This window comes from Pacificoceanicola onchidii (assembly GCF_004804335.1).
Taxonomy (GTDB): domain Bacteria; phylum Pseudomonadota; class Alphaproteobacteria; order Rhodobacterales; family Rhodobacteraceae; genus Pacificoceanicola; species Pacificoceanicola onchidii.
Genome location: NZ_SRXY01000008.1, coordinates 148,274 through 174,175 on the forward strand (window position 1 = coordinate 148,274; position 25,902 = coordinate 174,175).

The following is a 25,902-nucleotide window of genomic DNA, read 5'->3' on the forward strand; positions in this document are numbered from 1 at the left end:
GGCCTGCGCCCCCTACTGATCGTAATCGACCACTACGCGGTCCGTGAGCGGGTAGCTCTGGCAGGACAGCACGTAGCCCTTTTCCACCTCGTAGTCTTCGAGCGCGTTGTTCACCAGCATCTCGACCTCGCCTTCGACCACCCGGCACTTGCAGGTCGAACAGACCCCGGCCTTACAGGCGTAAGGCGCATCGAGGCTGTTTTCGAGCGCCGCTTCGAGGATCGATGTATCGCGGTCCATCTCAAGGCTCTGCGTGGCGCCATCGAGGGTGACGCGGGCTTTGACCGTGCCTGTCTTGGCGCTGTCCTTGCTTGCCGCTTTGCGCTTGGCGCGGCCTTGCTGGCCGCTCGCAAACAGCTCGTATTTGATCTGCTTGTCGTCCAGACCATGCGCCTTGAGGGCCGAGACGATCCCCAGCATCATCGGCTCCGGACCGCAGATGAATGCGAGATCGACCGAGGCAATATCGACCCAGCCGGAACGGAACAGAGCCGCGCATTTTTCTTCCGTCACAAGGCCGGTAAAAAGGTCGATGTCCTGCGCGTCGGTCTCCAGCACATGGATCACGTTGAAACGGCCCATGTGGCGGTTTTTCAGGTCTTCCAGCTCCTCCCGGAACATGATCGAACTGACGGATTTGTTCGCATAGACCAACGTAAAGGCGCTCTGCGGCTCCCGCGCGAGAACCGTGCGGATGATCGACAGAACAGGCGTGATCCCTGACCCGCCCGCAAACCCGAGATAATGGCGGGCCGTGTCCGGATCCAAAGCTGCGTGGAAGGTGCCCATGGGCGGCATGGCTTCGAGCACGTCACCAACCTTCAGCTCTTCATTGGCATAGGTCGAAAACGCACCGCCATCGACCCGTTTGATGCCCACCTGCAGCGTCGCATCGTCGAGCCCTGCGCAAATCGAATAGGACCGCCGCAGCTCTTCGCCGTCGAAGGATTTGCGGAACGTCAAATACTGGCCCTGAACGAATTCGAACGCCTCGGGGTCAGTGGGCCGAAGCGTCACCTCCACCGCGTCGCGGATCGTTTTGCGCAGGCCTGTCACTTCAAGCTGATGAAATCGCGCCATGCCGTGGCTCCCTTCAGATACATTTGAAATAGTCGAACGGTTCCAGACACTCCGTACAGCGCCATTGCGCCTTGCACGGGGTCGAGCCGAACTGACTGAGTTTCTCTACGGCTGTGCTTCCGCAATGCGGGCAGCGCTCCGGGCCACCGGCGGGCTGCGGCGGCGCAATGCCGTATTCTTCGAGCTTTTCGCGCCCCTTGTCCGACAGCCAATCGGTGGTCCAGGCCGGGGAGAGCTGACGTTTGAGCTCAATCTTTTCAACGCCATGATCGCGCAAGGCTGTCTCGATATCGAGGTTGATGATGGAGGTCGCTGGGCAGCCCGAATAGGTCGGCGTGACCGTGACCTGCAGGGTATCCCCCGCCCATGCCACGTTCCGAATGATCCCCAGATCCACAAGAGAAATTACCGGAATTTCCGGATCCGGCACCGCGTCCAGCCAATCCCAAACCTGCTCAACCGAGGCAACCATGGCGCTTACCACTTCGCCCCGGGATAGGCCCGCTGCAACCACTGCATGGTGCACAGGATATGGCCGAGGTGCTCTGTGTGCATCCCCCCGTCGCGCCCGCCCTTGTGCGCAAAATCCCCTTCCGGAACGGTCAGCGTCGCCTCTGCCAAAGCCGGCAGAACAATCGCGTCGAACTCGGCCCGCAGAGACGCGGGATCCGGCGCGACACCGGCCGCCAGCATCGCGGCATCGGTCTCGTCCGAGGCAAACATCTCGCCCACGTAGGGCCAGAGCCGCTCAAGCGCCGCCTGCATACGTGCATTGCTTTCCTCGGTGCCGTCCCCAAGGCCAATCACCGTCCCGCGCGAGCGATCCAGATGGTAGGCCACTTCCTTGGAGGCTTTCTCGGCAATCTCGGACACGCGTGTGTCGGACGAGCGCACCAAATGCCCCAGCATCACAACCTGCCAAGCATCAAACAGAAACTGCCGCATCAGGGTCTGGCCGAAATCGCCGTTCGGCAGTTCCAGCATCAGCACATTGCGAAAATCCCAGACGTCGCGCAGGAAAGCCAGATCATCCGCAGAGCGCCCTTTGCCTTCGACCTCGGCGGCGTATTCCAGCCAAAGCTGGGTCTGGCCAATCAGGTCAAGCGCGGTGTTGGCCAGCGCGATGTCCTCTTCGAGCACCGGCGCATGGCCGCACCATTCGGACACCCGGTGCCCGAGGATCAGCGTGTTGTCCCCCATGCGGCAGAGGAATTCAAACAGCGCGGTTTTCTCCATCACCTCGGCCATCACATGTGCCCAACTTCATCAGGAATGTCGAAAAAGGTCGGGTGGCGGTACACCTTGGACTCGGACGGCTCATAGAGCGGGCCCTTGTCCGAGGGCGAGCTTGCAGTGATCTGCGATGCCTCAACCACCCAGATCGACACGCCTTCATTCCGGCGCGTGTAGACGTCCCGCGCATTGCGGATCGCCGTTTCCGCATCCGGCGCGTGCAGACTGCCGACATGACGGTGGCTCATGCCGTGCTGACCACGGATGAAGATTTCCCAAAGAGGCCATTCCCTGGACATGTACGTCCCTCCATAAATCATTGAGCGCACAAGAGTTTTCGAAAACTCTTGGCAAATTCCCTCGCAGGGAATTTGTTACTCTGCCGCGACCTTGGCCGCCTTTTTCTTTTCGGCGTGGGCCAGAAGACCCTCGCGCACCCATGCGCCGTCATCCCAAGCCTTGTTGCGCGCATCCATGCGCTCCACATTGCAGGGGCCGTTGCCCTTGAGAACGTTGAAGAACTCGGTCCAGTCCGGCTCCGAGAAATCGTAGCCGCCCTTCTCCTCGTTCCAGGACAGGTTCTCGTCGGGAATGGTCAGGCCGAGGTATTTTGCCTGCGGCACGGTCTGATCGACAAACTTCTGGCGCAGGCCGTCATTGCTGTCGATCTTGATCTTCCACTTCATGCTTTGCGCCGAGTGCACGCTTTCCGCGTCCGAGGGGCCGAACATCATCAGCGAGGGATACCAGAAGCGGTTGAGCGCATCCTGCGCCATGCGTTTTTGCGCTTCGGTGCCCTGCGCCATCTTCATCATGATGTCGTAGCCCTGCCTCTGGTGGAAGGATTCCTCCTTGCAGATACGGATCATCGCGCGGGAATAGGGGCCGAAAGACGTGCGCTGCAACGGCACCTGGTTCATGATCGCTGCGCCATCCACCAGCCAGCCCACCGCGCCAATGTCGGCCCAGGTCAGCGTGGGGTAGTTGAAGATGGACGAGTATTTCATGCGCCCGTCGAGCAGCATTTCCGTCATCTCATCGCGGCTCACGCCGAGCGTTTCAGCCGCGCAATAGAGGTAGAGCCCATGGCCCGCCTCGTCCTGCACCTTGGCGAGCAGGATCGCTTTGCGCTCCAGCGTAGGCGCACGGGTGATCCAGTTGCCTTCGGGCAGTTGGCCGACGATTTCCGAATGGGCGTGTTGGCCGATCTGGCGGATCAGCGTCTTGCGATAGCCCTGAGGCATCCAATCCTTGGGTTCGATCCGCTCGCCTGCGTCGATGCGCGCCTGAAAGGCTTCGAGCAGTTCAGGATCGTCATTGGTGGCTTCGGACTTGACCATTTGTGCATACATCGGATCGTCTCCTTATACCCGTTCGAGGATCAGCGCGGTGCCTTGTCCGACACCCACGCACATGGTGCACAGCGCGTAGCGCCCGCCCGTGCGTTGCAATTGGTAGGCCGCCGTCAGCACAAGGCGTGCCCCGGACATGCCGAGCGGATGGCCCAGCGCGATGGCCCCGCCGTTGGGATTCACGTGGGGCGCATCATCGGGCACCCCAAGTGCGCGCAGCGTGGCAAGCCCCTGCGCGGCAAAGGCTTCGTTCAATTCTATCACATCCATCTGGTCGATGGTGAGACCTGTGCGGCTCAGCACCTTGCGCGTGGCCGGAACCGGGCCAATGCCCATGATACGCGGTTCCACCCCGGCGCTTGCCATGCCGACGATGCGGGCCATGGGGGTTAGATTGTTTGCTTTGGCGGCGGTTTCATTGGCGAGAAGGATCGCCGCTGCGCCATCGTTGACCCCCGAGGCATTGCCTGCCGTGACCGTCAGATCGGGACCGTTGACACCTTTGAGTTTGCCCAGCTTGGCGGCGTCAGTTCCGGGACGCGGATGCTCATCGGTGTCTACGACAACAGGATCGCCCTTGCGCTGCGGAACCGAAACCGGCGTGATTTCATCCGTGAAAAGGCCGGTCTTGTTTGCTTCGTCCCAACGCGCTTGCGATCGAGCGGCAAAAGCATCCTGATCCGCGCGGGAGATGTTGTAGTCCTCGGCCACATTGTCAGCCGTCTGCGGCATGGAATGGGTGCCGTACATCTGGTCCATCTTCGGATTGACGAAGCGCCAGCCGATGGTGGTGTCATAAACCGCATTGGCCCGGGTGAAGGCCTGCGTCGCCTTGGGCATGACAAAAGGCGCGCGGGACATGCTCTCGACACCGCCCGCAATCACCATGTCGTAATCCCCGGCCTTGATCCCGCGCGAGGCCATACCAACCGCATCCATGCCACTGGCACACAGGCGATTGATCGTTGTCCCCGGCACATCAACCGGCAGGCCCGCCAGAAGCGCCGCCATACGCGCGACGTTGCGGTTGTCCTCACCCGCCTGGTTGGCGCTGCCGTAGATCACATCATCTACGGAGGCCCAATCCACATTCGGATTGCGTGCCTTCAACGCAGTGATCGGCAAGGCCGCCAGATCGTCCGCCCGAATGGACGACAAAGCGCCACCATACCGCCCAATGGGCGTACGTGTGGCATCGCATATGAATGCTTGGGATGTCATTGTGTTCGCGTCTCCTCCCGCCGGCATTCGCCGACCGTATGGTCGAAATAACGCGACAGACGATTCGGCGCAAGAAAAACGTTACAAAAATCTATCTGTTCTATTTTTCGTGTAACGAATTATTCAGCTCGTCATGATGTATCGAACCGAACCCGGCTCGATCAGGGCCGCAGTCAACTGGCCGGTCGCATAAGCGCCCGTATCCAAAGGAATGCGTCCCTGCTCTGCTTTTGGCTTGCGGGTGATGATGTGACCGTAGGCCACCCAAGTCCCATCCGATCTCACCTTGTTGAAGAACCCGGACCGCCCCCAAAGCAGCTCCTTTTCGCCCTGCGCCTTGATCGGAAGTTCAGGATCAGCGCCCGCGTGGGTCACCGCAACGTTGCCTGACTGCCAATGAAGCGGCAGGTCTCGGAGCCAATCCACAAGGTCCTCCCCCATCTTGGCCCGCAATTTCTGGCTCAAGGTTACCCATTCCGTTTCGCTGCCGGTTTCGGGCACGCCGCGCAGACCATAGCTGGCCAATGTCTGCAGCCCGCCATTGCGCTGCCAGCGAAAGCCCCGCGCGGGCGGATCATCCAGGAAATCGAGCAACATGCGTTCGTGATTGCCCATCAGGCAAACCATCATGCCACCCGCGGATTTCTCCAGCAGGTGCAACCTTTGCAAAAGACGCGCACTGTCATCCCCCCGATCCACGTAGTCGCCGACGCAGATGAACCGGGCGCTGGGATGGGCGTCTTTTTCAAGCTGAATCAAGAGCCGTTCAAACAACGCGTCACAGCCATGCAGATCGCCCACCGCATAAAACGGCGCCTCCGGCGCAATCGGGGCGGCGAATTCTGTCTGGCTAGACTGATTTTTTCGAAACAGGCGCATGTACGTGACCTAGGCGCTTTCTTGCAGAAGGCCAAGTGGCCGAAGGACGCGGAAGCGCTAGAACGCCCGGCCCAGCGCATTGCGCAGGCGGCCAAGAGCTTCGAGGTCTTCGGTCTGCGCCAGCTGACGTCTTTCGAGCGACTTCTTGTGCTCTTCCCGTGCCATCTCCTGCGCCGCTTCGAAGCGCGATTGCGCGCGGCGTGCCTGGACAAGGCTCTCGCCTTCCAACGCGCGTGCCATGGCCATTTCCTGCAGAATCGTAGCACGGCGGGTCACAAGCCAGGTCTGCCAAAGGGTGTCGGCCCCGGACATTTGACGCGCGTTCAAGGACGCGCCGTCCTGCTGAACCGCCTTTCGCAAATCATCAATCTGCGCAAGCTCGTCGTTCAACCGTTTGGTTTCCGCCATGTTCTTGCGGTGTTTTTCCAGCGCGCGCTCCTGAAGGATGTCGCTCACCCGGATGATATCGTCGAATTGACCGCTCATTTCCAACCTTTCCGGCGCGCTTTCGCCCGCATGGCATCGGCAAATCGGATCGCCGCCGCGACGGGGCGGTAATGCTCCGTGGCAATTTCGTCACCAACATTCGTGGTCGCGAAAAGCGCGCGCGCCGTGGGCGGATCCGAATGGATCGGGACGTCATTCTCTTCGGCCAGAGCGCGGATCTTGGCCGCGATTTCATCCACACCCTTGGCGACACACTCTGGCGCAGCACCTGGCTGGCGGCTCCATTTCAGCGCAACGGCATAATGCGTCGGGTTGACGATCACCACATCGGCCTCGGGCACGTCACCCATCATCTGGCGCATGGCAAGCTCTTGTGCGCGGCTGCGGCGCGCCTGTTTAAAATGCGGATCGCCCTCGGATTCCTTGAACTCGTCGCGGACTTCCTTGTGGGTCATGCGGTTCTTGCGCAGGTGCTCCGCCCGCTGCCAGAAGAAATCAATCCCGCCGATGACCATGGCGATCAGGACCACCAGAACCAGGAAGTCCATCATGAGGCTCATCATCATGACCGTGCTTTCCGCGGCACCAGCATAGATGCTGCCGACGATCACTTCGAGCTTGCCATTCAGGAACATGCCGAGGCAGACCGAGTAGACGAAAAGCTTGACGAAGCTCTTGAAAAACTCGAACAATCCACGCCGCCCGTACTTGTTCTGGGCGTTGGATATCGGGTTCAACCGCTGGCCCTTCGGGGTCAGTTTCGACGGCGTAAACAGGATGCCTTTCGAGGCGAGCAGCGTGAGCAGGACCATCCCTCCGGGCACGAGAAATATCGGCAAGGCAGGGACCAGTGTGGCGGTCATCACTTCACCGGCCACCTCGGTTGCACCATCGCGGAAGAACAAGGCTTCGAGGCGGTCCGGCTGCTCGATCAGCGGCAAAAGCGCGGTGGCGAACTCCTGCAATACGGGCGCTCCAAGCGTGAGCCCGCAGAGTAACAGGCCAAGGTAGGACATTGCTGTCGAAAGGTCCGGCGCACGCGCGATTTCACCCTTCTTTCGGGCATCCTCCAGTTTCTTTGGGGAGGGTTCGTGACTCTTTTCCGCGCCTTCTTCCTCTGCCATCCGATCACCTCAACGGATTTGCCAGGAAGGCTTCGACCGTTTCCAGCCAGACAGTCAGGATGATGGGCGCACAAAGGAACAGCATGGCGATGGAGCCAAACGTGATCACCGGGGATCCAACGAAAGCGACCATCAACTGCGGCATAGCCTTGTTGATGACGCCAAGCGTCAGGTTATAGAGCACCGAAAGGATGACAAAGGGCGCGGCCAGGCTAAACCCGAGCGCAAAGGTTTGCCCGATCCTTTGTCTCCCGGCATCCGCAATCGCGGCCGGATCCGGGAACTGAAGCGGCGCCAGAATCTCGTAGGACAAAACCAGAAAGGCCGCCGCCTTGACGTGAAATCCCGTTGCCATCAGCAGGGCAAGCGCTGCAATCGTGAGAACATGACCAATGGCAGGCAAGGGGTCGAGACCTTGCGAGCCGAGGATCTGCGCCAGCGACGTGGATTGCGCAGCGATGGAGCCCGCAATCTGAATCGCGAAAATGAACAGGCGCAGCATGAGACCAAGGAAAAGGCCGGACAGCGTTTCGGTCATCAGGGCACCGACGAAGTTACCGAAGCTGGGCGCAGGCAGGTCAATCGTGTTCAGAACTGACGGAGCCACAATCGCCGTCAGGGCAAGCGACAAGATCAGGCGAACACGAACCGAGAGCAGCTGCTCTCCGAGGCCAGGCAAAACAAACATGGCAGCCGCCACGCGCAGAAAGACGATAAGGCCGCCCCAGAAACCAGCGGCTGTTAGCCCGACAACATCTTCGAGACCGGCGATCATGCCGCAACCACACCAATCAACGCTGGCCGCGCTTCCAATCCGATTTCTTCAAACGACATGACGGGGTTGGTCATCCCCTTAGCCGCCATGACCGTTCGCAAGAACCGCCTGCGCCGGGAGGTTGTGACAACGGCTGGCATGACGCCTTTGTTGCCAGCATCGTTAATTTGCTCCGCCAACCCATCGGTCAAGGCCTCGAACCGATCCGGTGGAAGCGCGACGTCCAACGAGCCCTGACCGCCTTCGATCTGGTAGGACATGAATGTGTCCTCCCACTCCGGCGCCAGTTGAATCAGCGGGATCGTACCATCGTCGCGCCGCAATCCCGCAACCAGTTGGAAACCCAAGCGTTTGCGTACGTGCTCGCAGATTTCTTCCGGTTGGTTTTGCTGGCCACGCATCTCGGCAATGGCTTCAAGAATCAGCGGCAGGTTACGGATCGATACCTGTTCATCAAGAAGCAGCCTGAGCACATGATGCAGCGTATCGATCTGAACCTTGTCCGGGATCAACTCGTCGATCAGTTTCCGGTTCGCTTCCGCACGCGCAACATTGCTCAAAGAAGTCATTTCATCAATCAGCCGACGGAGTGCTTTCAACGTCAGGAGCCTCCCGAAATTGCGCCGGATCACTTCAAGCAGGTGAGTCGCCAGAACTTCCGTCGGCGTGACAATCGTCGCTCCGGTAATCGCGGCCCGTTCTTGGTCTTCGGGTCGGATCCAGCGTGCCGGCGCACCATAGACCGGTTCGGTTACATCCTGACCAGATGGCAACGCCGCATGATCCTCCGGCATCAAGGCAAGCACGAAATCGGGGTTGAGCTCTCCCCTTGCCATTTCGACACCGTGAATCTTCACGACATAGGTTCCCGCGCGCAGTTCAGGCGCATCCGTCAGACGCATTTCCGGCAAAATCAGACCGTAGTGCGACGCGACGTGAGTCCGCATGTTGGCGATGCGGGCGTCCAGTCCGGTACCGGGATCCAGTACCATGTTCACCAGATCCGGAGAGAACTCCACGTGTATGTCGTCGAGGTCCAGAACGTCTCCCATTCTCTGCTCCTGCGGAACACTCTCCTCTTCATCGCTCTCGGCCGCTTCGTCTTCGGGCTCAGGTCGTTTGGCCAGCCACCACGACGACACTCCCAAAACAATCGCTCCTGCCATGAAAGGCACAAAGGGCAAGCCAGGAACCAATGCAAACAACCCCATGAGCACTGCGACTGTCGCCAATGCGGACGGATGACGACCAAGTTGACCCAAAATCGCAAGATCAGTCGCACCGGTTGTCCCCCCGCGCGCGAGAAGCAAGCCCGCGGCGATAGAAATGATCACGGCCGGGATCTGGGTAACGAGACCGTCTCCGACAGTCAGTATGGCGTAGGTTTCAACGGCGTTGGAGAAGGCCATGCCGTGGACAAAAACCCCCATAGCGATGCCCATGATCAAGTTGAGGCCGGTGATCAACAACCCGGCGACGGCATCGCCTTTTACAAATTTGGATGCACCATCAAGCGATCCGAAAAACGTGGTTTCCTGCTGCTCGCGATCTCGACGCGCTTTGGCTTCCGCGTGATCGATCGCGCCTGCCGCCATATCAGCATCGATGGCAAGCTGCTTCCCTGGCATGCCATCCAAAGCGAAACGCGCGGACACCTCTGCCATGCGAGCCGCGCCCTTCGTTATAACAGCGAAGTTTACGATCATGAGAACGCCGAATACGACCAGGCCAAGGAAGACGCTTCCACTCATTACGAAGCTTGCGAATCCTTCAATAACCTCACCGGCAGCGCCGGTTCCGGAATGGCCATTTCCGATGATGAGTTTTGTTGAACTGACGTTCAAAGACAGGCGCAACATCAAGGATGTGAGTAGAATTGTCGGAAAGGCCGAGAAATCCAAAGGGCGCTCAATAAACAGTGTTACAGTAAAAATCAGAATCGCGAGGCCAAATGAAGCGGCCAGCCCGATATCGAGAACCCATGACGGCATTGGTAGTATCATCATGACGATGATTGCCATCAAGGCCAAAGCAAGTAGAATCGTAGGTTTTCGGAAAGATGCGAGACTAAGATTCATATAGTTCACTCAATTCTTGAGGTTTGAGAGTCTCGAACTTACGAGTTCGAAACCCTACCTTCCCGCTCTCCCGCGACCTTTTTTGGAAAAGGGGTGGGTTATTTTGGAGGCCTTCTGGGTTTATGGCATACTCTTATGAAAATTGATTAAAATTGAGTTTCAGATCGATTTCCTTGCTATGGGTCGATGCTGGTTTCCGCAAGAAGCGCTCTTAGCGTTGCACGGCTTTCCGCGACACCGCTTGTCAATCCCTCTACGTACTCGAGGCTTGGAAATTCAGGCGCAGCTCGCTCAACTTCTATTAGGCGCGCGGCACGAGCCAAGGCTGTATCATCGTTTTCTGCGACGCGCGCCCAGTCAGAAGACAGCCAAGCATTTTTCAACGCTGACGTGTCATCGCCTAAAATTTCATACAACTCCCGAGCATAGTTGTGATCCCCCATCCTTTGCCTTGCCTCAGCTCGCAGGGTGTCAACCACGTCACCCCTTAATCCAACGAGGTGTATTTCCGCTTGTTCTGGCTTCCCTAAATCTAGGAGCGCGCTGGCACGCAAAACCCTGAGCTCCCGCCCATCGCTTTCGGTTTTCATAGATTGCATCATGTCCAAAGCAACATCCGACAAACCGGTTGAAACCAAACGACGAACTATTTTCAGGTTGATTTCTTCGGGACGAGCGCGTGCGTCTTTCAGCTTTCCGCCCATCAAGTATTTGAGAAACGGAATGTCCGCGGCGTTCTCGACAACCGCACGCATTACCGCCGTATGCATTTCGCTCATTACTCGATCAGGAACGCCGCTGCCGTCGCTCAAAATGCGGAAACTCTCATCGTAATTCTTGTCGAGCAATAGAGTCCTCAACTGGGCCTTCCAAAGATCTGGGCCCAATGGGCTATCGCGGAGTTCCGACGCATAGGCCGCTGTTAACTCCGAGACTTCTCGCGAAACGGGCTCTTGTTTTGCGTGGGCAATTTCAACACTAGTAGTAATTGCATGCGGAGCATCTTCCTCAGGAAGCGCAGTAATCGAGCTCAGATGTATTTCAGCTTCTTCGAAATTTCCGTCCATTGCCTCAATGGCGGCGACGCCCAATTTCAAACGGTCTGTCGGGCCACCATGCAACCGCTCCAGACGACGCAGAACGTCTTTAGCAATATCGGACTTACCTGCCGCAGATAACTTCGTCGCCAGATGTTGACCCAAATATCCTCGAAGATGCTGAGGAAGATTTTCCATTCCACCAATGATCGCAGGCGCGTTGTAGTGAGTGCTTCCCTCTTTTACCGCGCCACTAAGAGCGGCCCAAAAAGCAGCATAACCATCACAATTTGCCTGCATCGCAAACCATCCCGTAGGGTCCACTTCCCCATCAAGCAGGTAACTCATAGACCACAGGATTGGGTCGGGATTATCTGAAACGGCCTGCAAAGCCGCGCGAGCCTCCGCACCAAATCCAAAGTGTAGCAAACTTTGAACGTATGCTTGCGCTGACTTAGAGTTCACGTCGTCAAACTCGCCGAACAAAGCACGCCTGCCATCGGCCATAACATCCAGAACAGAGTTTGCCGAAGACCATTCGGAGATATTGAGTCCGTTGTTGGGCGTACAATGATTGGCTCCAATCGATATCGTCCCATTTTCAAATGGAAAAGTCTCTACTTCCATCAATTGACTCACTGCGTAGCTCTGCGATGAGCGAACATTGCCCAAAGTTTTTTCGTCATTATTTGGCCACGAGTCTCGATCACGGTTTGTCACTTCTGGTACAGTCGGATCAAGTAAACCTTCGGTTGTTGCCCTAGCCAAACTGCTAGCGATATCTCGGCTCAAATCAAATGCCGAGGCATTTTCGGACTGGTCCGAAAATCCTTCAAAATCATTCAAACGCCCTGGCCGCAAAATGTTCACGGTGGGGATGAGCGGTTCTCGTCTCACAACAGGTCCTATGCTCGGAGTCCCGCCAATCCGAATATCCGAAAGCTCCAATGCCAACTCACGCACATTTTCAACGGATTCGGGCAAGCGCGGCTTTTCCGCTACATCCACGGCCATTACCGAATCTTCCGTTGTAGATGAATCGCTAAAATCCAGAACAATCATGGATTCACGCAAAGTGAATGAGCTATGGTCGCAGGAACAGTTCAATGTGATTTCAACAACGGATTCGCCTGGCACTTGTTCCACCGACTGAATCCTATTTTTATTTATCCTATCAAAAATCTGATCCAGCTCGAATTCTAAGCCTGATTTTTGCAACTCTACGCGAACCGTTCTACCATCTTCCGCTTCCACCACGTCATAGCCTACTTCCGTAGGTACAGAAAAAACCAATCTGGTGAAATCGCCGTGCTCCCCACTTCTTGCGACAACAGTTTGCGCATGGGGAAACGTCGGTAGAAGAATCACGAGTAAAGACAGAGCAAACCGTATCATGCAGCTTCCTGTTTCACGGACTTCAACGCTTCTTCCAGATCGATAAAGCTTGGACGGAAATGTGACGGAGCGTTTTGCCGACCAACCTCAATACAGATATTTGTTGCGTGGTTGTGCAGGTTAGCGATCAGAACTTCGCGGATTAGCTGATAGAAGTGCATGTCCTCTTCAACAACACCCTTAACTTTCGAGGCGAAGGGGGCGGCAAGTCCATAAGCTAGAAAAACTCCAAGGAAAGTTCCGACTAGGGCACCCCCAATCATCTTGCCCAGAACTTCAGGGGGTTGGTCGATCGACGCCATGGTCTTGATCACACCGAGGACCGCCGCGACGATTCCCAAGGCTGGCAAAGCATCCGCCAAGGCCTGGATAGCGTGGCTGGAGTGCAGTGCGTGATGCTGCATACCTTCAATGCGCTTGTCCAACACTTCTTCGACTTGATGAGGGTCGTCATAGTTCATCGAGACGGAACGCATGGTATCACAAATCAGTTCGATCGCGTATTTGTCCGCTAGAATTCGCGGGTACTTTTGGAAAATCGTCGATTCCGCCGGAGATTCGATGTGTTCTTCGATCGCGACCGGACTACTCCGGGCCAGCCTGATCAACTCGAAAAGAAGACAAAGCAAATCGCGGTAGTCATCTGGCTTCCATTTGGCACCCTTGAAAACCTTGCCAACGTCTTTCAGCGTGTGCTTTACAGCGCCACCGTCATTACTGATGAGGAATGCGCCCGCCGCAGCACCCCCGATCATCATAAACTCGAAAGGCAAGGCCTTGAGAATGATACCGAGCTTACCGCCTGCGAGCATGTAGCCACCGAATACCATGACAAAGATCACGGCGATACCGACGATACTTAGCATTTTTTACTCCCGAAAGACTCCGTGATCCCAGCATGACACCGAGCCGTTAAGAACCTCTCACCGGCTCCAAAAAATCTGCTACATCACCAGGAATTCGGCGTGCAAAGCCCCAGCGGCCTTGATGCTCTTTAGGATGTCGATCATGTCCCTGGGGCTGACCCCAAGAGCATTTAGTCCAGCTATGACTTCGGACAGAGATGTGCCGGAGGGCACTTCCGCAAGCCCAATACCCGGCTCCTCTTCGATCCCAGCCGCCGTCCGCGGGATCACGACGGTTTCACCTTCAGCAAAAGGGTTTGGCTGCACGACAAGTGGAGCTTCCTGAATGCGTAGGGTTAGGTTGCCCTGAGACACGGCAACACGGGAAATCCGAACATCCGCGCCCATGACAATCGTGCCAGACCGCTGATCTACCACGACCCGCGCTTTACGCTCCGGTTCAACCGAGAGGTTCTCAAGCGCAACAACTGCGCGCGCGGGTGAAACTGCGCCCGTTTTTTGCAGATTCACCGAAACCGTTCCCGCGTCCAGCATCGTGGCCGCGCGGCGACCGACGCGGCGATTGATGACTTCTTCGATCCGCGCCGCCGTCGTAAAATCTGGTTCCCGCAAGGCCAGCCGCAGAGTAGAAAGCTGAGTAAAATCGAACTCGACCTCGCGTTCCACACGGGCTCCGGAAGGGATAACGCCGGCCGTGGGCACCCCCTGAATGACCGCTGCTGCCTCCCCTTCTGCCGCAACACCTCCAGCGATTACGGTTCCCTGGGCGACAGCGTAAATCTGACCATCAGCTGCATTCAAAGGCGTCATGATCAACGTTCCACCAAGCAAGCTGCTGGCGTCACCAATCGCAGACACTGTAACGTCTATCTGGTTCCCCGTGCGCGCAAACGCGGGCAAGCGAGCGGTGACAATCACGGCTGCAACGTTCTTGGGCCTGAACTGCTCGCCAGTCACATTCACCCCGAGACGTTCAAGAATGTTTGACATGATCTCCTCGGTGAAAGGCGCATTCCTCAGGCCATCCCCGGTTCCATTTAGACCGACAACCAGTCCATAGCCGACCAGGTCGTTCGATCGAACACCGTCCACCTCGACAAGATCCTTGATCCGAACCGACTGTGCCTGAGCGATGCTCGCGCCGAGAAAAATCATGAAAAAAACGGTGAGAAATTTACGCAGTCGCATCAAAGAAACTCCGCTAGGGACAGTCTCTGCGAGCGGGCCGTAATGGCGTAGAGGCTTTCGAGCTGGCCTCGAATGACCTCGTATCGCGACGCGGTTTCATAGGGCTCCGCGCCAATCAACTCCAATTTGGCGCTACTGGCTGCGGTTCGCTCCGCGGAATTTCGCGTTTTGGTCTCTTCGATGCGCGCCTCGAGTGCGCCTAGACCCGCCCGAAGTTCAACGATGGGCGACTGCGCCGCCAGCAAATCCCGGCCAGCTTGTGTCAGAAGTTCGACCTTTACGTTGTCGTCCAACGTCAAACTGGCGTTGGATGCCACTGCCGCCATGGCCAAAGGCTTCAGAAGTTCGCGAAAGGTCGCATCCGTTGCACGGATGTCGACGCTTGCCGTTTCGTTTTCGCTCAAACGAATTGGACTGAGGCCCGTATCTGACCCTTGATAGATCGTTGTCTCATATGCTCCACCGGTGTCAAAAAAGGCATCGAGTTCCGCCTCGATTCCGGCAAAATCCGTCTGACCCACCAGGGCGGTCGACAATTCGGACATCATGTCTTCGACCGTGGCAACCGCTGCTCGGTCGGTCGCCGTTCCCGCAAACAACGAGCGCCCGGCGACAGAACGATTGAGAGCGCTCAACATCTGACCCATCGCGCTCATCCCATCGTCGGACATGGTCGCCAATAGCTCGCCCGATGGAGTCAACTCGGCGGCAATCAACGTTTGGGAGAGCGTTTGCGTGCGGGATTGCATTTCGCCAAGCGTGGTTTGGATCGTACTTGTTATGTACGTCGCCTCGGTCACATTCACCGCAAATGCATCCAGCTTGCTGAGCGTACGGTCAATGGAAAGCAGGTTGCTCAGGTCACCATTGAGGTATTTTCCGGCATCTTTCACGAGACCCGTTGAAACCTCCACGGCCAGTTTGTCCATTTCCTCACGCAACCGCACTTGATTTGTCCGAAGCACAAGTGAGCGGGCCAGATTACCGACAGAATCCATCTTTTCCTCCTTAGATGTTCATCAGCCGCGCAAGCAGCTCGTCCACGGTTTGCATGACCTTGGCATTGGCGGCGTAAAGCTGCTCGATTTCCATGAGGTTCTGCAGTTCGAAATCTGTATCGACGCCTTTCGACAATTCGACTTCTTTCAGGCCCGTGTTCTGGGACAGGGCAAAAATGTGACGGTTCTCCGCGCGGACCCGTTCGCCGACAACGTCGGACGCAAAGTTTGCAACTTGGTTCATGAAGCTTGATGAAACCGGGTCCAGAGTCGCGGACGACGGGAGGACTTTTTCCTCCAGTGCTGCAGTTATGGCCGTCAAGAGCGTAGCGTCGCCAACCTCACCTTGTGTGAGCGCACCCAAACCGTCTCGCAGACGCCATGTTCCGCCGCCACCCGGGGCAACCAGGTCATTCAATTCGATGCGCTGGGCGATGCCGACTTCCTCAGTCGGATCAAAAGCCAGACCTTCATCCGTAAACAGGCCAGGATCCCCTACAGCCAGCGTTGTGTCGGGTCCGCCGGGTTCAAAACGCTCGATCAGATCGCGGGCGATTCCGTCCAGCTGCGCTTGCCGTTGAACGGCAATATCATCGCGCAGCTCAAAGGCCGCCCCGAGTGTCCCGCCGGCGAGTTGGCCGCCGTTGCGCGAACTGACCGGGATTCCATCCAATGTCAGCCCACTCAGATCTCCCGCTGCAAGCGTCATGTATGGGCTGATGGTGTTTGATTCGGAAAACCCGATTTCAAAGGGTTTGCCATCGAGCAAAACAGCTCCACCCTGCGTATAGACAGCTATCGTATTGTTTTCCCGAGGAACAATCCTCAGAGGGACGATGTCCGACACGGAGTCCAGCAATCGTGCGCGCTCATCCAGCATCGGAGAGATGTCCGCTCCGGTGGTTCCTGCCTTGACGAGGTCATTGTTGAGTTCCTCAAGACTCGCCATGGTTTCATTCAGAGTCCGCACCTGAGCCGCGATGGCGGAGTCGGCGTTGACCCTTTCTTCCTGAACCAGGTTCGAAAGCTGGTTCAGCTTGCCTGCAAGATCATTGGCGGCGGTTGCGATGCTCTCCAACCTTTGTGTCGAAGCCGGATTGGCGGCGCCGGTCAACAAAGTGTTTTCGAATACCGTAACCAAATCCGTCAGCGCGCCCGGTGTCCCGGTTTCGCCGACACCCTCCTCCAGTCTGTTGGCAAACGACAATAGATCGTTCGCCCATCCAAGACTGGAATCAGACACGCGCCGATCTGAAATAAGGGCGGCGTCCGTGTGGCGCACAACGCCGTCCACGCGGACGCCGCCAATCGATCCGATCGAATCCGAGGAGAGAGCCAAAGAGCGGCGTCCGTAGCTTTCGGTGGTTGCGTTTGCGATATTGGTCGAAACGATGGCCGCACCGCGCGACGTGGCACGCAAACCACTGAATGCGTTCATGAGTGTTCCGGAAAGCGACATGACTCAGTCTCCTTGGGGTTCGATTTTCAAACCGTTATCGTTTGATGTTCGTGGTTTCCTGGAGCATCTCATCGACGGTCTGGATGACTTTGGCGTTCGAAGAATAGGCGCGCTGCGTCTTGATCATCGACGTCAGCTCCTGCGCGACGTCAGTTGTCGATTCTTCACGGGCATAGCTTCGGATGTCACCCGTCGGGCCATCGCCTGCGTCCCAAAGGAAGTATGGCCCGCTGGCAGGGGACGGTTTGAAAGTCTGGTTGTCCGTTGGAATCATCCCATTCGGATTCGGAAGATACGCCAGTGGAACCTGGTAGAGAGTCTGGCTCGCGCCGGTGTCATAGAGGGCCGTAACATAGCCGTTTGCATCCACTTCGACAGACACCATATTACCGACTTCAGACCCATCCTTTACGATGGAGATCGGGGAAAATCTGTCGGACAGTTGTGACAGACCGCTGATGTCGCCAATGGCACCAATGTCAAACTCGATAGGTCCGCCAGCGACATCAACAATCGCGAGGCCACTCACGGGATCGTACGCCCCGCCCGTTACAGTTGTGACGTTCAGAATCTGACCGCCGTCATCGCGGGACGGATCGAACTCGACGACATATTCACCAATTACGGCCCCAGCCTGCGCCGAATCCGTCATGACCATGGTCCATTCGTTCGATTGACCACCGCCCGCTGCGGGAACGGTCGGGGTGAAGGTCATGGAAATTGACTGAGACACGCCAAGGTTATCAAAATACTCCACGGACAGGTTATACGGATCGCCAGAGGACCCTTCGACCGTATCGGAAGCAGGTAGGTTCAATGACATTTGCACAGCCGTGGTCGGATCTGCTGTCAGCGTCAGGCTGAACTGAACAGGCTCCAGCCCGTCCGTTGTATCGCGGGGATATGACGGCACGGTGCCATCGGGGTTCGCTGGCCAACCCATCAGGTAGTACCCTGCCTCATTGGCCAGGTAGCCGTTTTCGTCCAGCCGGAAAGACCCGGTGGTCGTCAGCAGCAATTCCGGATCCGACGTCGCATCAAATTTCGACGCAGAAACAACGGGAAGCATCCCGCCGCCACGAACCGCAAGGTCGGTCGCGTTGTCTGTTGAGACCAGAGAACCCTTCTGGTCGATCAGTCGGATATTGGACGAGGCCACGCCGCCCGCTGTATAGGTGCGCCCGCCGTTCGGCATGACCAGAGCATTGAATTCCGTTTCCGCCCGGCGGTAGCCATAGGTCGAGCTGTTGGCGATGTTGTCGGAAATCGTACCAAGCCGGGCTGCGTTGGCCGTCAGACCAGAGACACCGGCATTGAGGGAAGAGGAAATTGTCATGGACACGCCTTTCTGCTGTCGCGGTTCAAATCCGAGACAACAGATAGAGGCGTTAGGTTACCGGGTGGCTAACAGTTAAAAATCAAGCTTTTCTTCCCGCACATTTTTCCCAATCACTCCTTGTTCGACGCATTCCTCAGGAAAACGATTTCCAGACGGTCGTTACGAACATCCATGCGATTGCTGACTTTTGGCTCGCGGTCGGCATGGGCTGTCACGCGATCCACGCGATCTTCGGGCAGCCCTGCGCGAAACATCATATCGCGGAACTGATCGGCCCGATCCCCGGAAACGTCCCATTTCGGATTCTCTGCGATAACGAGTGGATAAGCCGCTGTGTGCCCTTCAATGGCAATCGGATTGGTCACCATCTTCGAGGCCTGGACAATCACCTGAGACAATTCACGCAGCAACCGTGTCGGTTCACCCTTCTCATCGAACAGCCGGGCATTGCGTGTCCCGAAGAGCTCGATAACGAGGCCTTCATCCGTCACTTCGGTGTAGATGTGCTTCATCAGCTCATCCGCAACCATGCTTTCGCCGCCGCGTCCCATAAGCATGTCTTCGGCCTGTTCGAAAACCTCGTCTTCGGCGGCTTTCTCAACATCTTCGCCTTGAGAGAAGCTGCCCTTCTCCCGATTGTCCGCAGTCGGACGCAAGCTTGTTGAGCCCGTACCCATGCGCGGAAGGACGTTCTCTGCAAACACGGACTCGCCGCCCAAAGGACCATCACCGCCGCCGGACACGCGGGCGAGGGCAATTGTTGGCGTAAAGTAATCCGCAATACCTTTGCGCTGTTTTTCTGTTGTCGCATTCAGCAACCACATCAGCAAAAAGAAAGCCATCATCGCGGTCACGAAGTCAGCGTAAGCCACCTTCCACGCGCCACCGTGGTGTCCATCACCACCGGAGACTTTCTTTCGTTTGATAATGATTGGTGCGACCTGATTGTCGCCACTCATCTCACCACCTCTTTTCCCACCGGAGCCGGTATAGCGTGAGGAGTTTTACCAGCGACTTAACAAATAAAAATGTCGCGTTAATGCGCCGGGAGACTTGGAAGATGCCAGGGACAGGACCCCAGAGCATGCACAAGTGGCGGCGGCGTGCCGATAATCACACAAACCCCCAACTATGGCGGGTGATGAATGGACAGCGCCGGGCAAAATGACTAGCAACAAGAAAGTCGCATGACAGTCGAAGGGGGAAAGCCATGCCGAAGAGTAGATCGGCGAGATCTCGGCTCAAGTTTTGGGTGCCGGGGGCCGCTGCTGGCATCGCGACAGCTGTTTCCGCTTTCAGTGCCTACGGTCAGGAAACGCCCTTTGTACCGAGCCGCAACTCCTTTGGTGTTCCGGGTCTGATTGACATGCCCACGGCAGAGGTTGATCCGGACGGGACTCTCTCGGCGACCATGGCCAAGATCGGCGACAGCACGCGGACGACGATCACCTTTCAGATCACGCCGCGCCTGTCTGGATCGTTCCGCTATACAGGCATCGAAAACTTCAACCATCCGGCAAGCAATGCGGATGGCGTCTATTATGACCGCTCTTTCGATCTGCGTTATCAGCTGATCAAGGAATCCGACTACCTGCCCTCGGTTGTCATTGGCCTGCAGGACTTTGTCGGCACCGGCATCCTGGGCGGCGAATACATCGTCGCGACAAAATCCGTGGCCCCCGGGGTCAAGATTACCGGCGGTTTGGGTTGGGGCCGTCTTGGCAGCTACAACAGTTTCGGCACCACCGGCAGCCGGCCCAACGTGGTGCTCGCAACCGGCGGTGTGCCAACCTATGATCGCTGGTTCCGTGGCCCTGTCGCCGGTTTTGCCGGGATCACCTACGCCCCGAACAGCAAATGGAACTTCTCGCTCGAGTATTCCTCGGACAACTACACCGAAGAAACCCGGCTTGGGCAGATGTCCAAGGACAGCCCGTGGAACTTTGGTGTGGACTATCGCTGGAAGAGCGGTTCACAGCTTTCGCTCTACCATGTGAATGGCAATGAGGTCGGAGCGCAGTTCAGCATCGTGCTGAACCCCAAGACTTTCGGCATTCCCGGCGGCAATGAACCTGCGTCTTATCCGGTGCGTGTCCGCCCCGCGGGGTCCGCAAACGATTTGGGTTGGGTCGGGAATGACGCCGTCGCCGCTTCGGCAAAGAGCGAGCTGCGCGCACTGACCCAGAAAGACGGCCTGACCGTCGAAGGCCTGCATCTTGAAGCGCGGCGTGCCACGGTTCGGCTTGTAAACCCGACGTATGGCGCACCCAGCCAGGCCATCGGTCGCACCGCGCGGGCGATGAGCCGCACGATGCCAACCTCCGTCGAAGAATTCGTTGTCATTCCTGTGGTCAACGGCATGGCCATGTCCGCCGTTACCATGCGGCGCTCGGATCTTGAACGGCTGGAACACGACAATGCCGACGCCATGCTGGCCCGCACGGCAATCTCGGACGCCTATGGCCGCCTGCCCAAAGCCGATCCCGGCATCTACCCGAAATTCAACTGGTCGCTTGGGCCTTACCTCGCGGCCACGCTGTTTGATCCCAACAATCCCGTTGCAGTGCGCGGCGGTCTGAGGGCCACGGCCGATTGGGAAGTCGCGCCGAACATCACCGTGTCCGGCTCTGTCACCACGAAACTCTTCGAGAACGGCAACGGCGCCATTCGTCAAAGCGAAAGCGCGTTGCCACGTGTGCGGACCGACGCGCCGCTCTACAAGCAGGCAGACAATGCGATTGAGTATCTGACCGTTGCGCTGCATGGCCGCCCCGGCAAAAACCTCTACTCGCGCCTGACTTTCGGCTATCTCGAACCGATGTACGCCGGTGTCTCCGGCGAGATCCTTTGGAAGCCGGTGAACAGCAGGCTCGCAATCGGGGCCGAGCTGAACTACGTCCAGCGCCGTGATTTCGACATGGGCTTTGGGCTTCAGGACATGGTCACGGTTGACCCGGTCACCGGCGCGCGCCGCGAGATTCCCAACCTGAACGGCCATATCTCTGCCTATTATGCCTTCGGAAACGGCTTCCACGGGCAGGTTGATGTGGGTCGTTACCTTGCTGGCGACTACGGCGCGACTGTCGCCATCGACAAGGAATTTGCCAACGGCTGGCGCATCGGTGCCTACGCGACAAAAACCAACGTCTCGGCGGAGGATTTTGGCGAAGGGTCCTTTGACAAGGGCATACGGTTTACCGTGCCGTTTGCCACGCTTCTGGGAACGGCAACCCGCAGAACCGACAATATCACGGTGCAATCGCTGTCCCGCGACGGCGGCGCAAAACTGTCCGTCCGTGGACGCCTGTACGATCAAGTCCGGGAATACCACGAACCGGATGTGGCACGCTCCTGGGGGAGGTTCTGGCGATGAGCGCTATTCTGAAACGCCGTTTCGGCCTTGCCCTGATTGCAAGCCTCGCGCTGGCCGCCTGTGGGTCTGAACCCAACCCGGCTGTGGACTACCTCAAAGGCGTTGTTGGCGGCGCGAAGACCGACTCCAATGCAGGCGGCGTTGTAACTGCAGATCAAACCGCACAGGTCCTCGCTGCGACACCATCGCCTGTGGAGTTCGTCAACATCGAAGCCCGCAACAGCCAGGCATTGATGATCGGCATCGAGCAGAACGGTCCCTACTCCACTTACGGCACCGCAGCGCGGCAAAGCCTCGTTTTGCGCAGCGGCATGATCACCGCGACAAGAGGCTTGGGCGGCGATCTGATGAGCAGCGAGGAAGACGCGCTTCTGCGTGCCGTGCAATCGCGTCAGGCTGGCAATGCCGGCTACCAGATGCATTTTCTGACACCGGGTGATGAAACAAAGACACTGAGCTTCCAGTGCTCCGTCGTTCCCGGCGGCACCCAGGCGATCAAGGCGGGCGAGATCAACAGCGGCGGGACCGTGATGACAGCCACTTGCCGGGGTGAAGGTGGGCAGTTCGACAACACCTATGTGGTCGACAAACGCGGCACGATTCTGGCCGGGCGTCAGTGGGTTGGCTTTACCATCGGGTTCATCGGGACGCAGGCGCTGCGTCGCTGAAAACTGCGGCCCGCCTAGTGCGGGTCGACGCTCTTGAAAACGGTGGCGAACATCACGCGGAAATCCGTGCAGATGTTGCGTTTCGGCTCATATAGCTTGTCGATCCGCGCTTTTGTCGGAATGCAGCGGCGGCAATAGACCGCTTCGGTATCTTCCGCCGTTTGGCATTGTTCCAGAAGCACCTCTTCGCGCTTGTGAAACACCACGGAAGCAAGGCCGGTAATTCCCGGCCGTGATCTCAGAACCTCGCGGTAGATTTCCGGGTACATCTCAACGTAACGACGCAGGGGCGGGCGCGGGCCAACAAGGCTCACATCACCACGCAAGAGGTTCCAGAGCTGCGGCAGTTCATCAAGCCGTTTGCGCCGGAGCATGGCACCTGTTGCGGTAATCCGGCTGGATTTGTCACCGCCAGACACACCGCGATCCCCTGCGTCCGGCTTCATCGTGCGAAACTTCCAAAGCAGGAAGGCCTGATCCGGTGTCTTCATGCGCTCAGCTTTGTACAGCAGCGGCCGCCCTTCCTTGATCAATAGAAGCAGCGACACCCAGATGATGACGGGCATCAACACGGCGCCCAGCACAAAGGCGCTCAGGATGTCGATCAAACGTCGAAACGGTGTCATGGCCATTCTCCCGTGGCCTGCGCGCCTTCAACTAGGTGCACAGGATCAGCTGCCTGCTCAGAGAGCGCGCATAAGCCATCAAGCCGCGTGGTATCAAGCGCCATCCTCTGCATCGCTTGCGGCGGCGCGGGTTTCCATCGTACATCGGCCCCGGCAGCGCGTGCGATGGCTTCCATGGATGTGGTCTGAGGGGCCGCGACATTGATCGGGCCTTCAAAATCCGATTGCAGAAGGCCGGTAATGCAGGTGGCCAGATCCTGCGGTGCGATGTAGCTGCGCGACGGGCCAGACCCATCGGCAAATTGATCCAAGGTTACAGTGCCCTCTGGAGAAAGATTGGCAAAAAGGCTTTCTGCCCCCGCAACATTACCGATGCGCAACTGGACCGCGCGCGGCCCATGAGGATGTGTTTCCCGCCATTGGGTCACGGCCCGCTCTGCCAAGAGTTTCGAAAGGCCATAGGCGTTTGCCGGTTGCAGGGCGCTGTCTTCGTTTATCGGTGTCGTCTTGGGTTTGTAGATCGCTTGGGTGGACGCATGCAGCACGCGTTCTGCTCCCAATTCCGTCGCCAAATCCATCGCCGCGACAGCTAGCCGCGCGTTCGTCGAGAGCGCCTCATCATCCCCTCGCGTCACCCCCCACACACTTATAATTGAATCAATCCGTGGCAAAACTGCCGCATCTTCTCCGGGCTGCCAGGTGACCGCTCCGGGAAAGTCCGTAAGGGTGCGAAAAACAGGAATGATTTCATAATCTTGCTGCGGGATGTGTCGCCAGACTGCGCGCAACATCCGCCCCAGCTTCCCGCTCGCCCCCAGCATCAAAACGCGTTTGGTCAATTGCCCGCTCTCCCGGCGCTTGTCATTCTTCTTCCAATCTGGACCGGGACTATCTATCAACGGTAACAAGTTTTGATACAATATGTTGGTCAGAGATGTCTGGGGGCAACGTGACTGCGAAATTCAAACTCCTGACGGCCTTCGCTGCGTTTCTGGCGTTGGCAGCCTGCAGCCTTCCACGCGGCGCAGCCCTGCAATCGGAAGTCCTGAGTGAAAGCCAGGCCGAGAGTCCGACCTTTCAGGTGGTACCGGTCACACGCGAAAACATTCCTGGAATTCTCGCTTGGTCCGCACACAGCGGCTACGGCCACTACCATTGGCCAGCCACATCCAACGGCTCGACATCGTCGATGATCCGGACGGGGGATCGGATCGATGTGACGATCTGGGACAGTCAGGACAACTCTCTGATCACCAACCCCGGGCAACGTTTCACCAAGATCGAAAACCTCGAGGTCGACGGCAACGGTTCGATCTATCTGCCCTATGTAAACAAGGTTGGTGTGCGTGGACTGACAACGTCGGGAGCACGTGCGAAAATCCAAAGCCGCCTGGAACCGATTGTGCCCTCTGCGCAGGTTCAGCTTAGTCTGCAACAGGGGCGCGATCATTCGATTGACGTTGTTGGCGGTGTGAACAAACCCGGCGCCTACCCCATGCCGTCGCGCAACTACAAGATCCTGAACGTGATCTCCGATGCGGGCGGCATTCCCAGCGCCATGCGCAACCCGCAGGTTCGCCTGCTCCGCGGAAGCAAGACCTACGAGATTTCGGCCGACAGGCTTTTCGAAGACGGCTCCAAAAACGCGCTCATGCATCCGCGCGACACCGTTATCGTCGAGCCCGACGAGCGCGCCTTTACCACGCTTGGCGCCTCTGGAACCGAAAACCTGATCTACTTCCCGAAGGACGAAGTGATGGCCCTCGAAGCCATGTCCTTGATGGGCGGTATCGCTGACCTGCGTGCTGACCCGAAGGGCGTTCTTGTCCTGCGTGAATACGCGGCCGAGCACCTGTCCCACAGCGGCCCGGGGCCTGACATGCAGCAGGTGGTCTTTACCTTTGACCTGACCAGCGCGGATGGTCTCTTCGCGGCCAAGAAGTTCCCGATCCATCCAGATGATACGGTTCTGGCAACGGAAAGCCCGGTCAACGCGGTGCAAACGGTCTTCAGCCTTGTCGGGTCGGTCTTTGGATTGACGGCGAGCGCGGCCAATCTGGCCCGATAATATCGAAATCAACAATACAGGCGCGCGACCGAACAGGGGCGCGCTTTTGTTGTTTTCCCAATCTGAGACCACGACTGGGTCTTCCCTTGAAACACCACGGAGCATCCTCATCGATGCCAGAGGCCCCTGACATGGCAGACGAAACCCCGATCATGATCCCTGCCTGGGTTGACGGGACGTTGACGCCTGTTGAAAAACTCGCCGTCCATCAACGGGGGCTCAGGCACAAGGCCGTGTCCGTGTTTGTTGTGCGGGATGGAAAAGTTCTGCTGCAACGCAGAGCCCTGGAGAAGTATCACACCCCGGGCCTTTGGGCGAACACCTGCTGCACACATCCGCATTGGGGCGAAGCCGCGCAGGATTGCGGCCAGAGGCGCGTAAAGGAAGAGCTGGGCATCACCGGCCTTTCTCTCGCGTTCCGGCAACAGGTTGAATATCGGGCGGATGTTGGTGGCGGGTTGACCGAACATGAAGTGGTCGATCTGTTTGTGGCGGAAGCGGCGGATGACATGCCGCTTGTTCCGAACCCTGACGAGGTGATGGACACGGAATGGATCGCCATCAGAGCGCTCAAGAAACGCGTGGCTGAGTATCCAGAACGGTATACGCCTTGGCTGCGCATCTATCTTGAAGACCATGCACAGGTTATTTTCGGCTGATTGCCGCGTCCGGATTTTGGCCTGAAACAGCCCCCGC

The 25,902-nt window shown here is 57.7% G+C and carries 24 protein-coding genes; 4 read left to right on the forward strand and 20 right to left on the reverse strand.

Going from position 1 to position 25,902, the window contains the following annotated elements; all coding sequences use genetic code 11:
- Nucleotides 1-12 precede the first annotated feature (12 nt).
- The 18 genes from E4662_RS19555 to E4662_RS19640 form a co-directional block, all read right to left on the reverse strand.
- A complete protein-coding gene (locus tag E4662_RS19555) occupies nt 13-1,080 on the reverse strand; it encodes a 2Fe-2S iron-sulfur cluster-binding protein (protein ID WP_136443314.1) in 1,068 nt (355 codons plus the stop codon).
- A 13-nt stretch (nt 1,081-1,093) separates the two neighbouring features.
- Nucleotides 1,094-1,552 (reverse strand): 1,2-phenylacetyl-CoA epoxidase subunit PaaD, encoded by a 459-nt coding sequence (paaD, locus tag E4662_RS19560; RefSeq protein WP_136443315.1) that lies wholly within the window; start codon nt 1,550-1,552, stop codon nt 1,094-1,096.
- A gap of 5 nt (nt 1,553-1,557) precedes the next feature.
- Nucleotides 1,558-2,328, reverse strand: a complete 771-nt coding sequence (gene paaC / locus E4662_RS19565) for a 1,2-phenylacetyl-CoA epoxidase subunit PaaC (RefSeq protein WP_240705257.1) — start codon at nt 2,326-2,328, stop codon at nt 1,558-1,560.
- Complete coding sequence (gene paaB, locus E4662_RS19570; protein WP_136443316.1) at nt 2,328-2,612, reverse strand: 1,2-phenylacetyl-CoA epoxidase subunit PaaB; 285 nt, start codon at nt 2,610-2,612, stop codon at nt 2,328-2,330. The genes paaC and paaB overlap by 1 nt, the downstream gene beginning before the upstream one ends.
- Nucleotides 2,613-2,687: 75 nt before the next feature.
- A complete protein-coding gene (paaA, locus tag E4662_RS19575; protein WP_136443317.1) occupies nt 2,688-3,665 on the reverse strand; it encodes a 1,2-phenylacetyl-CoA epoxidase subunit PaaA in 978 nt (325 codons plus the stop codon).
- 12 nt (nt 3,666-3,677) lie between these two features.
- Nucleotides 3,678-4,886 (reverse strand): 3-oxoadipyl-CoA thiolase, encoded by a 1,209-nt coding sequence (gene pcaF / locus E4662_RS19580; RefSeq protein ID WP_136443318.1) that lies wholly within the window; start codon nt 4,884-4,886, stop codon nt 3,678-3,680.
- Nucleotides 4,887-5,009: 123 nt separating this feature from the next.
- Nucleotides 5,010-5,765: a metallophosphoesterase gene (locus E4662_RS19585; protein WP_136443319.1), complete on the reverse strand. Its 756-nt coding sequence runs from the start codon at nt 5,763-5,765 to the stop codon at nt 5,010-5,012.
- A gap of 57 nt (nt 5,766-5,822) precedes the next feature.
- A complete protein-coding gene (locus E4662_RS19590; protein WP_136443320.1) occupies nt 5,823-6,251 on the reverse strand; it encodes a hypothetical protein in 429 nt (142 codons plus the stop codon).
- Nucleotides 6,248-7,336, reverse strand: a complete 1,089-nt coding sequence (locus E4662_RS19595) for an EscU/YscU/HrcU family type III secretion system export apparatus switch protein (protein ID WP_136443321.1) — start codon at nt 7,334-7,336, stop codon at nt 6,248-6,250. Before E4662_RS19595 ends, E4662_RS19590 begins: the two co-directional genes overlap by 4 nt.
- Nucleotides 7,337-7,340: 4 nt before the next feature.
- Nucleotides 7,341-8,111 (reverse strand): flagellar biosynthetic protein FliR, encoded by a 771-nt coding sequence (locus E4662_RS19600; RefSeq protein ID WP_136443322.1) that lies wholly within the window; start codon nt 8,109-8,111, stop codon nt 7,341-7,343.
- Nucleotides 8,108-10,132, reverse strand: a complete 2,025-nt coding sequence (gene flhA / locus E4662_RS19605) for a flagellar biosynthesis protein FlhA (RefSeq protein ID WP_240705258.1) — start codon at nt 10,130-10,132, stop codon at nt 8,108-8,110. The genes E4662_RS19600 and flhA overlap by 4 nt, the downstream gene beginning before the upstream one ends.
- Before the next feature lie 233 nt (nt 10,133-10,365).
- A complete protein-coding gene (locus E4662_RS19610) occupies nt 10,366-12,621 on the reverse strand; it encodes a hypothetical protein (protein WP_136443323.1) in 2,256 nt (751 codons plus the stop codon).
- Entirely contained in the window at nt 12,618-13,487 is an 870-nt protein-coding gene (motA, locus tag E4662_RS19615) for a flagellar motor stator protein MotA (RefSeq protein ID WP_136443324.1), read from the reverse strand. Before motA ends, E4662_RS19610 begins: the two co-directional genes overlap by 4 nt.
- 78 nt (nt 13,488-13,565) lie before the next feature.
- The gene (locus E4662_RS19620; RefSeq protein ID WP_240705267.1) at nt 13,566-14,642 is read right to left on the reverse strand and encodes a flagellar basal body P-ring protein FlgI; all 1,077 of its coding nucleotides are present in this window, start codon (nt 14,640-14,642) and stop codon (nt 13,566-13,568) included.
- 32 nt (nt 14,643-14,674) lie between these two features.
- Nucleotides 14,675-15,673 carry a flagellin gene (locus E4662_RS19625; RefSeq protein WP_136443326.1) on the reverse strand — a complete coding sequence of 333 codons (999 nt, stop codon included), beginning with the start codon at nt 15,671-15,673 and terminating at the stop codon, nt 14,675-14,677.
- A gap of 10 nt (nt 15,674-15,683) precedes the next feature.
- A complete protein-coding gene (gene flgK / locus E4662_RS19630) occupies nt 15,684-17,132 on the reverse strand; it encodes a flagellar hook-associated protein FlgK (RefSeq protein WP_136443327.1) in 1,449 nt (482 codons plus the stop codon).
- 34 nt (nt 17,133-17,166) lie between these two features.
- The gene (locus E4662_RS19635; RefSeq protein WP_136443328.1) at nt 17,167-18,468 is read right to left on the reverse strand and encodes a flagellar hook protein FlgE; all 1,302 of its coding nucleotides are present in this window, start codon (nt 18,466-18,468) and stop codon (nt 17,167-17,169) included.
- Between the two features lie 113 nt (nt 18,469-18,581).
- Nucleotides 18,582-19,430, reverse strand: coding sequence for a flagellar motor protein MotB (locus E4662_RS19640; protein WP_136443329.1), 849 nt, complete (start codon nt 19,428-19,430; stop codon nt 18,582-18,584).
- 251 nt (nt 19,431-19,681) lie between these two features.
- Between E4662_RS19640 and E4662_RS19645 the strand changes: the two genes are divergently transcribed.
- Together E4662_RS19645 and E4662_RS19650 are read left to right on the forward strand one after the other, a co-directional pair.
- Nucleotides 19,682-21,844 (forward strand): YjbH domain-containing protein, encoded by a 2,163-nt coding sequence (locus E4662_RS19645; protein ID WP_136443330.1) that lies wholly within the window; start codon nt 19,682-19,684, stop codon nt 21,842-21,844.
- Nucleotides 21,841-22,512, forward strand: a complete 672-nt coding sequence (locus tag E4662_RS19650; RefSeq protein ID WP_136443331.1) for a YjbF family lipoprotein — start codon at nt 21,841-21,843, stop codon at nt 22,510-22,512. The genes E4662_RS19645 and E4662_RS19650 overlap by 4 nt, the downstream gene beginning before the upstream one ends.
- A gap of 14 nt (nt 22,513-22,526) precedes the next feature.
- Here the strand turns inward: E4662_RS19650 and E4662_RS19655 are convergent, their stop codons facing one another.
- Nucleotides 22,527-23,138 (reverse strand): sugar transferase, encoded by a 612-nt coding sequence (locus E4662_RS19655; protein WP_136443332.1) that lies wholly within the window; start codon nt 23,136-23,138, stop codon nt 22,527-22,529.
- Entirely contained in the window at nt 23,135-23,959 is an 825-nt protein-coding gene (locus E4662_RS19660; protein ID WP_276606317.1) for an NAD-dependent epimerase/dehydratase family protein, read from the reverse strand. The genes E4662_RS19655 and E4662_RS19660 overlap by 4 nt, the downstream gene beginning before the upstream one ends.
- Nucleotides 23,960-24,087: 128 nt before the next feature.
- Between E4662_RS19660 and E4662_RS19665 the strand changes: the two genes are divergently transcribed.
- Both E4662_RS19665 and idi read left to right on the forward strand, forming a co-directional pair.
- Nucleotides 24,088-25,206 (forward strand): polysaccharide biosynthesis/export family protein, encoded by a 1,119-nt coding sequence (locus tag E4662_RS19665; protein ID WP_240705259.1) that lies wholly within the window; start codon nt 24,088-24,090, stop codon nt 25,204-25,206.
- Between the two features lie 131 nt (nt 25,207-25,337).
- Nucleotides 25,338-25,865, forward strand: a complete 528-nt coding sequence (gene idi / locus E4662_RS19670) for an isopentenyl-diphosphate Delta-isomerase (protein ID WP_240705260.1) — start codon at nt 25,338-25,340, stop codon at nt 25,863-25,865.
- Nucleotides 25,866-25,902 lie beyond the last annotated feature (37 nt).